Source organism: Paraglaciecola sp. T6c (assembly GCF_000014225.1).
In the GTDB taxonomy this organism is placed as follows: Bacteria; Pseudomonadota; Gammaproteobacteria; order Enterobacterales; family Alteromonadaceae; genus Paraglaciecola; species Paraglaciecola atlantica_A.
Genome location: NC_008228.1, coordinates 3741629 through 3756238, shown reverse-complemented (window position 1 = coordinate 3756238; position 14610 = coordinate 3741629). Strand labels below are relative to the sequence as shown.

At 44.5% G+C, this 14610-nt stretch carries 10 protein-coding genes; 4 read left to right on the top strand and 6 right to left on the bottom strand.

What is annotated here, in order from left to right:
• Window positions 1-9: 9 nt before the first annotated feature.
• Window positions 10-243, bottom strand: a complete 234-nt coding sequence (locus tag PATL_RS15980) for a hypothetical protein (RefSeq protein WP_011575860.1) — start codon at window positions 241-243, stop codon at window positions 10-12.
• 206 nt (window positions 244-449) lie between these two features.
• Here PATL_RS15980 and tadA point away from each other — a divergent pair, with 206 nt between their 5' ends.
• Complete coding sequence (tadA, locus tag PATL_RS15975) at window positions 450-938, top strand: tRNA adenosine(34) deaminase TadA (protein WP_011575859.1); 489 nt, start codon at window positions 450-452, stop codon at window positions 936-938.
• Here tadA and PATL_RS22825 read toward each other — a convergent pair.
• Both PATL_RS22825 and mltF read right to left on the bottom strand, forming a co-directional pair.
• On the bottom strand, window positions 935-1093 hold the full coding sequence (locus tag PATL_RS22825) for a hypothetical protein (protein ID WP_006993095.1): 159 nt from the start codon (window positions 1091-1093) through the stop codon (window positions 935-937). The genes tadA and PATL_RS22825 overlap by 4 nt on opposite strands.
• A gap of 403 nt (window positions 1094-1496) precedes the next feature.
• Window positions 1497-3116, bottom strand: coding sequence for a membrane-bound lytic murein transglycosylase MltF (mltF, locus tag PATL_RS15970; RefSeq protein ID WP_232283335.1), 1620 nt, complete (start codon window positions 3114-3116; stop codon window positions 1497-1499).
• Between the two features lie 286 nt (window positions 3117-3402).
• Between mltF and purL the strand changes: the two genes are divergently transcribed.
• Window positions 3403-7290, top strand: a complete 3888-nt coding sequence (purL, locus tag PATL_RS15965) for a phosphoribosylformylglycinamidine synthase (RefSeq protein ID WP_011575857.1) — start codon at window positions 3403-3405, stop codon at window positions 7288-7290.
• 344 nt (window positions 7291-7634) lie between these two features.
• The gene (locus PATL_RS15960; RefSeq protein WP_041713964.1) at window positions 7635-7817 is read left to right on the top strand and encodes a hypothetical protein; all 183 of its coding nucleotides are present in this window, start codon (window positions 7635-7637) and stop codon (window positions 7815-7817) included.
• 113 nt (window positions 7818-7930) lie between these two features.
• Here PATL_RS15960 and smrA read toward each other — a convergent pair whose 3' ends face one another.
• The gene (gene smrA / locus PATL_RS15955; RefSeq protein WP_011575856.1) at window positions 7931-8515 is read right to left on the bottom strand and encodes a DNA endonuclease SmrA; all 585 of its coding nucleotides are present in this window, start codon (window positions 8513-8515) and stop codon (window positions 7931-7933) included.
• A gap of 174 nt (window positions 8516-8689) precedes the next feature.
• On the opposite strand from smrA, the gene PATL_RS15950 reads away from it, so the two are divergent.
• On the top strand, window positions 8690-10591 hold the full coding sequence (locus PATL_RS15950; RefSeq protein ID WP_011575855.1) for a M1 family metallopeptidase: 1902 nt from the start codon (window positions 8690-8692) through the stop codon (window positions 10589-10591).
• Between the two features lie 118 nt (window positions 10592-10709).
• Here the strand turns inward: PATL_RS15950 and PATL_RS15945 are convergent, their stop codons facing one another.
• Window positions 10710-11486: a hypothetical protein gene (locus tag PATL_RS15945; protein ID WP_041713961.1), complete on the bottom strand. Its 777-nt coding sequence runs from the start codon at window positions 11484-11486 to the stop codon at window positions 10710-10712.
• Window positions 11487-11825: 339 nt separating this feature from the next.
• Window positions 11826-14042, bottom strand: coding sequence for a TonB-dependent receptor family protein (locus PATL_RS15940; protein ID WP_011575853.1), 2217 nt, complete (start codon window positions 14040-14042; stop codon window positions 11826-11828).
• Between the last annotated feature and the right edge of the window lie 568 nt (window positions 14043-14610).

The following is a 14610-nucleotide window of genomic DNA, read 5'->3' as shown; positions in this document are numbered from 1 at the left end:
TTTTAGGTCTCAGGCAACTCTATCTTTCTTTAGAGCATCGAACTGACGATGTAAGTCGTATTTTTCATCGGTTACAATTTTTTCTAATGTTTCGATGCGCTCTTTTAAACTGGACACTTGCTTCGCTAATTCAGCATCTTGTTCGAGTGCGGCTTTATTTTTTTTCTTGGTTTTTGTTCCATTGGTTAGTTCAACAATGGCCCAACAAACTATAGCAACGATCGCAACGGCAGTGATGTTCATGTCTATTCCTCAAATCTATGTGTTAAAATAGTATCCATATTTATATGGTACCAAGCAATTCGCTGACCAAAATTAAAAAACTAGTTTTATCAATTGGTTAGCGATTTATAGCGAGCATCATTAGTGTCTTGATTGGTTAATTTGACGAAATATTTAATCTATTTAACCAACTTCATGTCCCTGCATACAATAAATTTAAGAGTAAGATGAGTTTAGAACAAGATCAACTTTGGATGCGACACGCGCTAAGTCTTGCAAGTAAAGCAGCACAGGCAGGAGAGATCCCCGTAGGGGCCGTGTTGGTTAAAGATCAGAAAATCGTTGGGGAAGGTTGGAATCAGTCCATCACGCTCAACGACCCATCAGCTCATGCAGAGATGCTGGCGATACGGCAAGCTGGCATCAATGTTAAAAACTATCGATTAATAGATACCACCCTATATGTGACGCTAGAACCATGCACTATGTGTGCGGGTTTATTAGTGCACAGTCGCATTAAGCGTTTAGTGTTTGGTGCTTATGATGCTAAGACGGGTGCCGCGGGTAGTATCATGGATGTGCTTAACGATACGCGTTTAAACCATCAAGTAGAGGTAGTAGGTGGTGTTTTAGGTGAGGAGTGCGGTGAAACAATATCGGCTTTTTTTCGTCAGCGCCGTGCGCAAATCAAAGCCAACAAACAAAAAAAGGCTTAGTTGGCTATCGCAGTTGCCCATTCTTCAGTCAACTCTGTCATTTGGTACTGCTGTCGGCGGCTGATGACTTTGCTGTGTACACGCTTTAATAATTGACGACGTCGGCTGGTATTTGCAACGCGACTGCGATTGTTGATAGTGGCTCTTTTTTTCATTCTTTTTTCCTTTCGTCTTTTCTTTTATCTTCTCTTCATTTAAACCAAGATTGACAGTGTTCTTGCGTTTCATCATGCAATATTTCTGTCACTAATGCTGTTTAACACTCTTTGTTTATAAGGTAGTAAGGTTAAACGTTTATGTTTCAGTGAATTTGCGTTTTACACTGTGATTCTACTGTCAAAGTACCCGATTGGATCTTCCCTAACTAATGATAGACACGGGAAAGAGTATTAATGTTCACTAAAACATAATCTAACAGTTGATTGTGAATGAAAAATGACAGGTAAAAATAGGGGATGTAAGGTTGTAAAATAAAGTGAACTTAGAAAGAGCTGAGCCTCGAGTTTTAGTCGATAAAAGCGTCTCGAGTGCTAAACGTGGCAAGCGAGAAAGTAAACATTATAGGTCATTTTCTGTGTTGCCGGAGCCTTCAGCATTAATAGCGCCCTCAGCGCTGTTAATATCTTCAGTATCATCAACGTCCTCTGCGCCTTCTGTATCAGCGTTTACATTTTTTGCTTCGTCAGTTGTTTCTATGATTTTTGCTTCAGTCTGTCCTACCTCGCCTCGCTCACTCGACCCTCTTTCTGACGTTGAGTCATCGTCTAGCAGGGCTTCTATTGCCGTTTCATCGACTGTATCGCCGTCTAGTTCTGTGTCATCAAGCTCTTTCTCATCAAGAACTGTCTCATCAAGCTCCGTAGGTAGAAGCTCCGGTTGTTGCTCATTGAGCCAAACGAGGGTGTCATAGTAGCGACGAATATTATCTACATAAATAACGGCTTCATTACCTCTAGCGTATCCGTAGCGCGTGGTCTTGTAATAGCGCTTTTGTCTTAATTGGGGAAGGCGCTTTTTCACATCAACCCACATATCCGGGTTGCCCCCTTGGCGTTCGGTTAACACGCGAGCATCTTCTAAGTGCCCCAAGCCGACATTGTAGGCGGCCAGCGCAAACCATAATCTATCAGGGTGTGGAATGCGGTCCGGAATGCGGGTAAGTAAGGTTGATAAATATTCTGAGCCACCGCGAATACTTTGTTCTGGATCGAGGCGTGACGTTACTCCCAAATCTTTCGCTGTATTCAAGGTGAGCATCATCAAGCCCCTAACACCTGTGACTGATTTTGCTTTGGGGTTCCAGTGGCTCTCCTGGTAGCTCAAAGCGGCTAACAAACGCCAGTCTAAATCATCGGCATATCGCTCAAATAAGGGCTGATATTTCGGTAGTTTCTTCGAGGCTGAGCGAATGAAATCACGGGTGTCTACGTAGTTGAACTGGCGAACATGGCCGAAATGTTTGTCTTCCAATGCGGCGAGGGTACCGTTTTGATGAATTTTCCCAAAATATTCAATCAAAGCTGCACGCAACGCATCGTCACTTTTTTGGCTGGTGGCCCAAGCAATCCCTTGTGATTGGCTCAAAGAAAACCCAATACTTAGCTCAGGGTACCGACGACGCATCAAAGCCAAAATGTTAGAATCGACCACTGTGTAGTCCAGCTCGTCCGCCAATACTGCTTCAAGTAGTTCCTCTGAATCTTTATCGTTGGTTTCTTGCCAGCTTAAATCTGGGTATTGCCCTTTAAAATTGCGCAAGGTTTCACTGTGGCCACTACCAGCAACGACCATGAAATCACCGGTTAGATCGTCTAATTCGCGAGGGCGCACGTCCCCTTGCTTGAAAACTAATTTCTGGCTGACATTCTGATAAGCAGGGCCAAAACGATATTGAGCGTAACGTTCTGGGCTAACGTTAATGCCTGCTGCAATCACATCTAAATGGGCGTTATCGAGTTGAGGGAAAAGCTCATTGACTGTGTAATAAGGAAATATTTCTAGTTTTACCCCGAGGTACTCAGCGAAACCGGCTGCTAACTCATATTCAAACCCTTCAGGGCCATTAGGGCCATTGTAATAGGTCGTTAAGCCGTAAATCGTACCCACGCGTAACACGCCCGTGTCGAGCACGTGTTGTAAGCTATCTTGCTTTTTGGGTTCATCGCACGCGCTGAGTATCAGTGAAACAGCAAGCAGGAAACCATAACGAAAAGGTTGATAAAAAAAATGATGAAAAGAACAACGAAAAGAAATACGACACCCCTTAAAAAAACATCGATTGATATTGTGACCAAAAGTGATGAATTCATCCAGATATTTATCATTTAATAAAAGTCTTTATTCAAGGGGTTAATCGCTTATCAATTACACGAAAATCAGTATATAATCCTGCGCTTAAAATTTTCCCGAAAATCGGTTTGCCATCACGAAAGTGGGTGAGCCCTGCAACTTGGTGATTACCTTTATGCTTGTCCTTCGCGGCGCTCCAGCCCTTTCTGAATTTCGTACTAAAAAACTCATGCAGTCAATTGAGGCCCTCAACTTACCTGTTCACGCTTTGTTTGCTGAATTTGTGCATTTTGCTCAAGTCAGTGCGCAGCTAGAAGCGAACGACCAGCAGGTATTGGATAAACTTCTGACCTACGGCCCCAAAATTCAAGAGAAACAGCATAAAGGGCTGCTGTTATTGGTCATACCGCGAGCAGGAACGATTTCCCCTTGGTCATCAAAAGCCACCGATATCGCGCACAATTGTGGCCTTAATAACGTTGAGCGTTTAGAACGAGGCTGCGCATTTTACATAGATGCTGACCCACTAAATGACACTCAACTTATTCAGCTAAAGAATGTACTGCATGATCGCATGACCCAAAGCGTGGTCAGCGATTTACAAGACGCGAGTATCTTGTTTAAGCACGAAGCACCGAAGCCGTTAACGTCTATCGATGTGTTAGGCGGAGGGCGTGAAGAGTTAGTCAGTGCCAATGTGCGATTGGGCTTGGCTTTAGCCGAAGATGAAGTGGATTATTTGGTTAGCAGTTTCGAAAAGTTGGGGCGTAACCCTAACGACATCGAACTCTACATGTTTGCTCAGGCAAACTCAGAACATTGCCGCCATAAAATTTTTAACGCTGATTGGACGATCGATGGGCAGACGCAGCCTAAATCATTGTTCAAAATGATTAAGAATACCTACGAAAAGTGTCCAGACTATGTGCATTCTGCTTACGCGGATAATGCCGCAGTAATGGAAGGCAGTTTCGCAGGGCGTTTCTTCCCGCAAGCAGACAACAACCAGTATCGCTATCACCATGAAGACATCGATATTCTGATGAAAGTCGAGACCCATAACCACCCAACTGCTATTGCCCCTTTCAGTGGTGCGGCAACAGGCTCTGGTGGTGAAATTCGAGATGAAGGTGCTACAGGTCGCGGCTCTAAACCGAAAGCAGGTTTAGTCGGGTTTTCTGTATCTAACTTGCGTATTCCAGGGTTTGAGCAACCTTGGGAGAACGATTATGGCAAGCCAGAGCGCATCGTGACGGCCTTCGATATTATGCTAAATGGCCCACTGGGCGGCGCAGCTTTCAACAACGAGTTTGGTCGCCCGAATATTCTTGGCTATTTCCGTACCTACGAGCAAAAAGTGACCAGCTTTAATGGGGAAGAAGTGCGCGGTTATCACAAACCCATCATGTTGGCGGGTGGGTTAGGCAATATTCGTAAGCAACATACTCAAAAAGGTGAAATCACCGTTGGGGCCAAGCTTATCGCTCTGGGTGGCCCGGCCATGAACATTGGTCTAGGCGGCGGGGCAGCATCGTCAATGGCATCGGGTGAGTCTAATGAAGATTTAGACTTTGCCTCGGTACAACGTGACAACCCTGAAATGGAGCGACGTTGTCAGGAAGTAATCGACAAATGTTGGCAACTAGGCGAAAACAATCCAATTCAGTTTATTCACGATGTGGGCGCCGGTGGTTTATCCAATGCTTTCCCTGAATTGGTTAACGACGGTGGGCGTGGTGCAGTCTTTTCATTGCGAAACGTACCTAACGATGAACCCGGTATGACCCCGCTAGAGGTATGGTGTAACGAGTCGCAAGAACGTTATGTGATGTCAGTGGCCCCTGAAAATTTAGCCACCTTTACCGATATTTGTGCCCGCGAACGTGCGCCGTTTGCAGTGGTCGGTGAGGCGACACAAGCCCGCCACTTGACCTTGGATGACAGCCATTTCAATAACAAACCGATTGATATGCCCCTTGATGTCTTGCTTGGTAAAGCGCCTAAAATGCATCGTGATGTACAATCAAAAGCGCTGACGGGCAACGCATTTGATGTTAGCAATATCGATTTAGATGAAGCCGCACTGCGCCTGTTACATTTGCCCGCGGTGGCAGAGAAAACCTTTTTGATCACCATAGGCGATCGTTCGGTAACGGGCTTGGTCAATCGTGACCAAATGGTCGGCCCTTGGCAAATCCCTGTGGCCGATGTCGCCGTCACTGCTGCTGCTTTTGATACATATCAAGGTGAGGCGATGTCTTTAGGCGAGCGCACACCGGCTGCATTATTAAACTATGGTGCATCTGCGCGATTAGCGGTGGGCGAAGCCTTGACCAACATTGCCGCTGCCGATATTGGCGACCTAAAACGGATTAAATTATCAGCTAACTGGATGGCTGCAGCCGGTCATCCAGGGGAAGATGCGGGCCTTTACGAAGCGGTCAAAGCGGTTGGTGAAGAGTTATGCCCAGCCCTAGGATTAACTATTCCAGTGGGTAAAGACTCTATGTCTATGAAAACCCAGTGGCAAGATGCGCAAGGTGATAAGGCAGTTACTTCGCCCATGTCATTGGTGATCACCGCTTTTGGTGCGGTGAAGGATGTGCGTAAAACCTTGACCCCAGAATTGACAACAAAAGGCGATACGTGCCTGATGTTAATCGATTTAGGGGCAGGTCAAAATCGTATGGGGGCATCCTGTTTAGCGCAGGTTTATCAACAGTTGGGCGATAAAACACCAGATGTCGATTCCCCTGAGTTGCTCAAAGGTTTCTTTTTAGCGATTCAACAGTTGGTGAATGAAAAAGCATTACATGCTTATCATGACCGCTCTGACGGTGGTTTGTTTACGACCTTAGTGGAAATGGCGTTTGCCGGTAATACAGGCTTAGATATTAAGCTAGACGCATTAACCGGTGACAATGCTAGCGCCTTGTTTAACGAAGAATTAGGTGCGGTTATTCAGTTTGATGCAGATAAACTGAATCAAGTCGACGCAATATTAGCTGCCAATGGCCTATCGGGCGTGAGTCATGTGATTGGAACGTTATCCGATGATGATCAAATCCGTTTTTCTCGCGAAGGTGAGCCTGTGCTACAAAATAGTCGCGGGGTGTATCGCAACGCATGGGCGCAAACTACGCATCATATGCAGCGTTTGCGTGACAACCCAGAATGCGCAGAGCAAGAACTGGCGAGCAAAAACGATCTGAATAACCCTGGTTTGCATGCTGCACTTTCTTTCGATGTCACTGAAGATGTTGCGGCGCCGTATATCGCAAAAGGTATCGCCCCTAAAATGGCGATATTGCGTGAACAGGGCGTGAACTCACATGTTGAGATGGCTGCTGCATTTGACCGCGCAGGCTTTGCTTCAGTGGATGTGCACATGAGTGACATACTCGCCGGTAGGGTGTCGCTTAGTGAATTCCAAGGTTTAGTGGCCTGTGGTGGATTTTCTTATGGTGATGTACTAGGTGCTGGTGAAGGTTGGGCTAAGTCAATTTTGTTCAACGCCATGGCGCGTGATGAATTCTCAGCGTTCTTCGAGCGTAACGAAACCTTTAGCCTTGGTGTGTGTAATGGCTGTCAGATGTTATCAAATCTTAAGTCGCTAATCCCTGGGGCTGAACATTGGCCGCATTTCGTGACTAACCAATCCGAGCGTTTTGAAGCCCGTGTTGCCATGCTCGAGGTGAAAGACTCCCCGTCGATATTCTTTAAAGGCATGCAAGGTTCAAAAATGCCAATTGCGGTATCCCATGGCGAAGGGCGTGCTGAATTTGCTCAAACTACTGGCTTAGAAGCTGCGCTAGATAGCAATACTATTGCCCTGCAATATGTTGATAACTACGGCAAGGTTACTGAGCAATATCCAGCAAACCCGAATGGCTCTCCTGCGGGAATTTCAGGTTTAACTTCAAAGGATGGGCGCGCAACCATCATGATGCCGCATCCTGAACGTGTGTTTAGAACGGTGGCAAACTCTTGGCATCCGGACGATTGGCAAGAAGATAGCCCGTGGATGCGAATGTTTAGAAACGCCCGTGTTTATTTGGGATAAGCCAAGGGAAGGCGTCCTTAGGTAAATATTACACCCGATAAAGAGAGCCCCAGATTTGGGGCTTTTTTGATTTTCTTTTATGGTATTAGAGGTTTACGACTTTCGTTTAGTTTCTATGTCGCAAAAAACAATCAATGTTTAAAAAACAAACAAAACGTTTTCGAAAGAGAAATTTTTTTTATTCTTTCAATTTACTGATTTTACTTAATAAAAACTTGTAACCTAAGTCAAAGCTGATTATTATTCGTTCGTTTCTTGACAGAACTTTGCAATTCTGCTTGTAAAAAGGATGTTAAGATATTAGGGCAGGATGCAAGTACCCCATAAAATAATAAGAGACTGATATGAATCGTTCATCTAAAGGTTTTGGTTTGGCAGGTGTGTTAGCAACTGTCGTATTTCTCATTGTAGCCGCTATATTTAGCGCTTCAGCAAAATCACAACCTGTGTCGACGAATGCAATACCGCATGATGTAAGCGCCCCAATATTTGCGGTAAAAAAAGCGGAAAAACAAGCAGAAAAATAAACGGACTGCCGTTTTGATGTGCTTGATCAACTGTGTTGAACGTTACGAAGCAACCAGATAACGTACCTCTTTCATGCATGCATCTTACGCTTGAATATATTCTTTCACAGCGGCTATTTTTTACGATGTAATTCCCTGTTGAGGTCTTTTTGCTGTTCGCTTTTCTTCAGCAATGCATAGACAGAGGCGCTTCCCCCATGGTGAATTTGTGCGCTGTGAAAGGCAATCACTTGGGGCAATTGTAACAACCAATGGTTAACGGCACTCTTTAAGTAACCTGCTATGGGTTTGCTTTTTTCACCACGGCCATGCTTGATGAGCATGCACCGCACGCCTTTAGCGTGGTTTGCCGTGATGGCATCGAACAACAACTGGCGAGACTTTTCGAAACTGCCAGTGTGCAGGTTCAACACATCATCAATCGGGTATTTACCCAAGCGTAAATTTTTATACACTCCCTCTTGCACACCATCCTGCTTAAAGCTGAGCATGTCATCTGGCGCTACTACCTGGGTAATTTCAGAGGATAAAAAATTGTTCGCGCGATTCAGTTGCTGCTCTAATGCTTTGCGCCTCAATTGTTGGGCGAGGGTTTTCTCATTTTGGGTTGTGCTGACTCTATCATCTGGGCCTAATGGTATGACGCCACTCATCGCCGATAAAAAATCATCTTCTAAGCATTCTTCGTCAAATGACATACTGCTCTCCATTCGATTATGCGTTGGGCACTTCGCGCACTTGCACGTACTAATATAAGGGTTAACAAAGAAATTTCAATTTACAAAATATTGACTGTTCAGCTGTGGGTTAACGGTTCTGTTTGGTGTCGGTATATGCCACAATTTATGGTGGACTCACCATCAGGAACAACAATGAAGTCAGCCATTTTAGCGACAACCATATCTGCCATTTTTGCATTAGGCGGATGTGCCGGACAAGGCAACACTAACCAAACCAGTCATCCTGCATCGTCGGATACTTTGACCAACGCCGCAGTGAATATTGAATCAGGTAAAGACTACCATTCATTTTCAAACCCAGAGCAAATCAGTGTGACCCACTTAGCATTAGACTTGGATGTTAACTTTGATAAAAAAGTTATCACAGGCGATGTGGAGTTAACGGTAAAACGTATGCAAGAAGGCAACAACACGCTGGTCTTAGATACGCGAGATTTAACCATTAAAGGGGTAACAGCAAACGGCATGCCGGTGCCTTACTTTTTAGGGAAAGAAGATTCTTTTTTAGGCGCTCCTCTGTCTATCACCGTGCCTGAAGGCGTCGATAAAGTCACAGTTTCATATCAAACCTCACCACAAGCATCAGGTGTACAATGGCTAACACCTGCGCAAACAGCAGGTAAGCAGCATCCGTTCTTGTTTACTCAGTCTCAAGCGATTCATGCGCGTAGCTTTATGCCATTACAAGACTCACCTCAGGTGCGTGTTACTTACAGCGCAACTGTGCATACACCAAAAGAGCTGCTAGCGGTGATGAGCGCTTCGAATGACCCAGATACTGTTCGTGACGGTGTATACGAGTTTGATATGCCCCAGCCAATCCCAGCCTATTTGATTGCGTTGGCAGTGGGGGATTTAAAATTTAAACCTATGGGTAAGCGCACCGGTGTATATGCGGAGCCGGCGTTACTTGATGCAGCAGCTGACGAATTTGCTGACACGGAATCCATGCTTGAGGTGACCGAAAAGACGTACGGGCCTTACCGCTGGGATCGTTACGACTTATTAATATTGCCGCCTTCTTTCCCGTTTGGTGGCATGGAAAATCCCCGCTTGTCGTTCATAACGCCAACGGTGATTGCAGGTGATAAAAGCCTAGTGTCATTGATTGCGCATGAATTAGCACATTCATGGTCTGGCAACACAGTCACAAATGCGACGTGGCGTGACCTATGGTTGAACGAAGGATTCACTACGTATTTAACTTACCGCATCATGCAAATGGTGTATGGCGATGATAGATACAACATGGAAGCAGTATTAGGCCGCCAAGATTTACAAGCCGATATTGATAGCTTACCTGCAGATGATCAAATACTTGCTATCGATCTTCGAGGACGAGATCCCGATGCGGTGTTTAGCAATATTCCTTATGAAAAAGGCGCGTTGTTTTTAAGGGAGTTAGAGCAAAAAGTCGGACGCGATAATTTTGATCAATTTTTACTAAATTATTTCGAACATTTCGCGTTTCAAAGTATCACCACAGATCAGTTCATGGCCTATTTGAACGATACGTTGTTAAAAGACTACGCTGATAAATTGTCACCGGAACGTATTCATCAATGGATATTCGAACCGGGGATCCCGCAAGGCGCACCTGTGCCACATTCAAATGCGTTTAAAATTGTCGATGATGCCCGCAATCAGTGGCTCAGTGGCGAGTTAAAAGCCAAAGATATTGACGCAAAGAATTGGGTTGTTCATCAGTGGCTGTATTTTTTGAACAACATGCCTGACACGCTTAGCCAAAATAAATTAGCTGAATTAGATGCGGCATTTGATTTAACCCAAAGTAAGAACAATGAGATTGCCCATAGCTGGTTGTTAATGGCCGTGGAAAATTGGTATGAACCAGCACTGCCTCGGGTGCATAGTTATTTAGTGAGTATTGGCCGTAACAAGCTGGTGAAACCGATTTATAAGGCACTGTCGCAAACGCCTAAAGGTAAAGTGTTGGCGAAAAAAGCCTTCGCAGAAGCTAAACCTGGTTATCATCCGTTAACGGTAAAAGCCAATGAGGGTTTTGTTGAATAGTTATTTCGTTGAGTAGATAAGATAACGATCCAATTAAAAAAGGAGACCTAGGTCTCCTTTTTTAATATAAGTAAACATGAATCCATGTCAGGCGTTATTTCAGAGCAATTGTTAAGTGTTAGGGAGTTGCAGCAGCAGGTTGATTACTGGCCTTCAATTGCTGCTCAGCGTTTTTGCGCCATTTTTCTAGCTCAGCGATACGACCAGTTAAACCATTACTGGCTAATGCAGTGGACATTAATTTTTCACGCAAACTGGTTACTTGCTGTTCAGTATCTATGCCGGTTTGCTCTACTTGGTTTAACAGCTGTGCTAAGCGATTAGCCGTATTGTTAGTGCTGTCTAACTGTTCTTGCAATAGGCCTACCGTTGTGGCGTTCACGTCAGTTTCACCTTTTACGGCACTGATGCTCTGTTCAATGGCTGATTTTTGAGATTTCATACTCGCTTCGAGATCTTTAATTTCAGACTGGTTTCTGCGCCAAGCGGAAGCCCAAAGCTTATCCATTTGTTCCCACAAATCTTGCGTTTTTTTGCTCAGCTCACCCACTTTAACTTGCAGAGCGACCGCTGATTGGTCCATCTCTTCACCAGTGGCGGAAAGCCGGTTTTCCAAATCGCCGATGCGCTTTTGCGCTTCGATGATCACTAGCTTTTGTTGCTCAATGGTGTAGGCCGTATAACCGATTCCCGCACCTAAAATAATAATAATAAAAGTTAACGCTAACCAAGAAGGGCCAGAGCCTTTCGCTTTTGGCGCTTTACTGGGTGTACTCGTGGGAGATGATTTTTCCTTTTTCGATGGAGCAGGGCCACGATTACGACGATAAGATTCCACATCGTCTTTATCCAAAACCATGGAGGGCATTTCATCTTTACTATTATCGTTCGACATAAACTCGTATACATCCTCTAGCGAATTACAACTGGCTCGATTATAACGTTGATTCAAGATAAATTACCAAGTCAGTATTGATTATGAGCTTGATTTAACGAAAATTTAGGCTCGATGACATGGTTAGCAACAAATTCTTGAGGCAAAGAACGATGCAGTTGATGCATTTGCACGCTCAAAAGGAAAGGGTGTGGCTATTTGGAGTGTTGGTAAGAACGTTGACGACAGAAAAATACTGGTCGTAAAGAATAAAACACCGCCTTAGATTTGGTTGACTTCAAATGTAAGGCGATGTGCGATATAGCTTATGTTGATTAAATACGTTACTGCAAATTCCGATTAAAAGCTGTAAGTAACGCCTACAGAAGCCGTACGCGATTTGTTAGGGCGAGCACCGTAAGGTTGACGGCTGACAATGTCTTCTTGGTCGGTTAGGTTTTCGATACGAGCGAAAACACGTAAGTCGTTACTTACGTTGTACGAGCCAGATAGGTCAAGAATGAATGAACTGTCTGTCACCTCGAAACCGCCACACGAAGCACGAGTACAAACACCGTCTACATACACGGCATTTAGGTAAGTCGTCCATTTATCGCCTTCTAACCCTATGGTTATTTGCCCTTGGTTTTCTGGAATATAAGGAATACTGTCGCCCGCACTAACGTCACCAAAAAAGTCAGTGCCTGAAATGTCCGTATCAAATTCACTGTCGATGTAGCTGTAGGTTATATTGAATGGAATGCGCACGCCGTTGAATTGGCCTAATTCAGTTTTCAGTAAGAATTCAATGCCTTGTACGGTAGCTGCATCCCCATTGAACGCGTCACCTATTTCACAATTACTGCCAGAAGATGCAGTACACACACCTACGATGTTGTCGTAGTCACTTAAAAAGTAGACTAGCTCTGCGTTCAAAGCGTTATTGTTGTAACGAAAGCCTAATTCGTAGTTAACCGCTTCTTCTTCTTTCGCACCTGGGGAGTTACTTGGTGCAGTGAATCCTTTATGAGCACCGGCAATCAAGTTTAAGTTGCCATCTACTTTGTACAGCACGCCTAAGCCAGGTAATAAGACTGTGGTGTCATTTTCTCTGTCGTCACGAAATACTCGTTCAGCGCCATTCGTGTAACGAGTGCGGCTTTGGCTGATATCTTCGAAGCGTAGACCTGGCGTGAAAATCCAATCACCGAGCTCAATCCGATCGTAAACGTGCAGCGCTAATGCATCTGCATCCTGTACTCGATTGCCCGCGTTGCCAAGCTCACCTAAATCACTTAATAACAATTGGCCGTCTACTTGCTGATACGTACTGTTACGCTGTAGGCGGTCCTCTTCATCTTCGTGCAGGCGCAGACCCATCTCAATATGGTGCTTGGCTTCACCAAATTGCTTATTCCAGTTCAAACCAAACTGGATACCACGTGAAAAATACTCTCGGCTGTTAGAGCGCAATTGAATACTCCCGACTTCGGTGTCTATGCTGCCATCTAAAATACCTTGAAGCATAGCGACACTGGTATCACCAATTGATTCATTGTTATTGATAGCGTTGACGACATCTGACCAACTGGTACGCGAGAAGTCTTGAGCGTTTTCGCTACCGTCTAAGTCAATGCCTTCGGTTTTAAACCAATCACGTTCGTGGGTATTATTGTAGGCAACTGCCGTGAAGTGTAAGTGTTTATTGATTTCAAACGCATAATTCAACATCACTTGTGTATGTTCTGTGCTGATGTTGTCTAGGGCCGATAAGCCGTAGCGACGCTGTGCATTGTTGGCAAAATCAGCATCCGTCAAACCTAAGTAGCTTTGCTCTGAATCTTGATCTGTGTATTGCAGTTTAAGCTCTACACTATGGCGTGAATCTCTTGGTGAATAGGCAAGTTTCATGGTGACATCGGTCACATCTAAACCTGTGTCGTTGCTGCTGCGGTCAATATCTTGAAAACCATCAGATTGCCATTGGTGCGCTTCAAGTAAATAACCGAAGCCACTGTCATTCTGACCGCCTATTGTGGCATGGGCACGATAGGTCGCATCTTGACCTGCCTCCAATGTGACTTGTCCGCTTTGAGTGCTAGGGATAGGTGTTGAAATCATATTGATTGCCCCGCCTATAGTATAGGGCCCTTGGGTAATCGCCGCAGGGCCTTTAACAACTTCAAAAGCGCTCATTCTCCCAGCAGTAGGGAAGTAATACGCTGAAGGGGCTGAGTAGGGTGCAGGAGCAATCAAAACGTTGTCTTCTAATAACGTAATACGACCACTTCGCTCAGTCGCTACACCGCGGATACTGATGTTTGGGCGTAAGCCGTAACCGTCTTCTACTTGCAAAGACACACCCGGCGCTTGCCTAATAATGCGTTGAATATCTGTGTAGGCGAACTTCTCTAAGTCTTGCTCACCAATGTACTGAGCCGCACCTGTGGCTTCCTGGACCTTAAGTTGATTGCCGTAAATAGTAACGGTGTCAATTGCATTATTGTTCTGTGTTTCTTGTGCAACTGAGGTAAACATTGTGGTTGCGACAGCGGTAGCGAGTAGCGTTCTTTTCATTTTAGTTTAGGTATCCGTTACTTTTGTGTTGATTGTGTGTCAAGCATGTTAAAAGGCGCGAAGATAATATGTAAAGAGAAAGGGTAATGCAAACTATTATCAATAACTTGCAAGCGGGATGAGCAGCATTCGGTATGAGCGAATAGTGATATATATCGCAGAAACTTTACTGCTAAAGAGACGTGTTGTTTAAATGTTCAAATGAAGTGAATTAACTATATTTCGTGATAATTTTGTGACGATTAAGATTATCATCCAGCACACTCAGTTTTCTTGCTTCAAGTTCAGTCGTTGAAATAATTGCTCTGCCGGACACGCATCTACGCTTTACATCAATCGCAGTTATTTCTTTCCAAATAAGAAGGCCAGAGCCGCTTCCACTTATGTTGTTTTTAGCTATATTGCGAGATTTTGTCCGGGCGTGCCTAGGTTTGAATTGTCTATTTTGATATTAAATTAGCTGATTAGGAGCTTAATCTCTTGTTTGTTTCCCTCCCATTTGGGTAAGAAAATTCTATGCGGTTCGCGTCAATACTGAGCAGCGACTATGCTTATCGTAGTAATCATT

What these genes read in the sequence shown, in the direction of transcription:
- tadA (WP_011575859.1), top strand. Translation starts at nt 450, where the DNA reads ATGAGTTTAGAACAAGATCAACTTTGGATGCGACACGCGCTAAGTCTT.
- PATL_RS15980 (WP_011575860.1), bottom strand. Translation starts at nt 243, where the DNA reads ATGAACATCACTGCCGTTGCGATCGTTGCTATAGTTTGTTGGGCCATT.
- PATL_RS15945 (WP_041713961.1), bottom strand. Translation starts at nt 11,486, where the DNA reads ATGTCGAACGATAATAGTAAAGATGAAATGCCCTCCATGGTTTTGGAT.
- PATL_RS22825 (WP_006993095.1), bottom strand. Translation starts at nt 1,093, where the DNA reads ATGAAAAAAAGAGCCACTATCAACAATCGCAGTCGCGTTGCAAATACC.
- PATL_RS15960 (WP_041713964.1), top strand. Translation starts at nt 7,635, where the DNA reads ATGAATCGTTCATCTAAAGGTTTTGGTTTGGCAGGTGTGTTAGCAACT.
- smrA (WP_011575856.1), bottom strand. Translation starts at nt 8,515, where the DNA reads ATGTCATTTGACGAAGAATGCTTAGAAGATGATTTTTTATCGGCGATG.
- purL (WP_011575857.1), top strand. Translation starts at nt 3,403, where the DNA reads ATGCTTGTCCTTCGCGGCGCTCCAGCCCTTTCTGAATTTCGTACTAAA.
- PATL_RS15940 (WP_011575853.1), bottom strand. Translation starts at nt 14,042, where the DNA reads ATGAAAAGAACGCTACTCGCTACCGCTGTCGCAACCACAATGTTTACC.
- PATL_RS15950 (WP_011575855.1), top strand. Translation starts at nt 8,690, where the DNA reads ATGAAGTCAGCCATTTTAGCGACAACCATATCTGCCATTTTTGCATTA.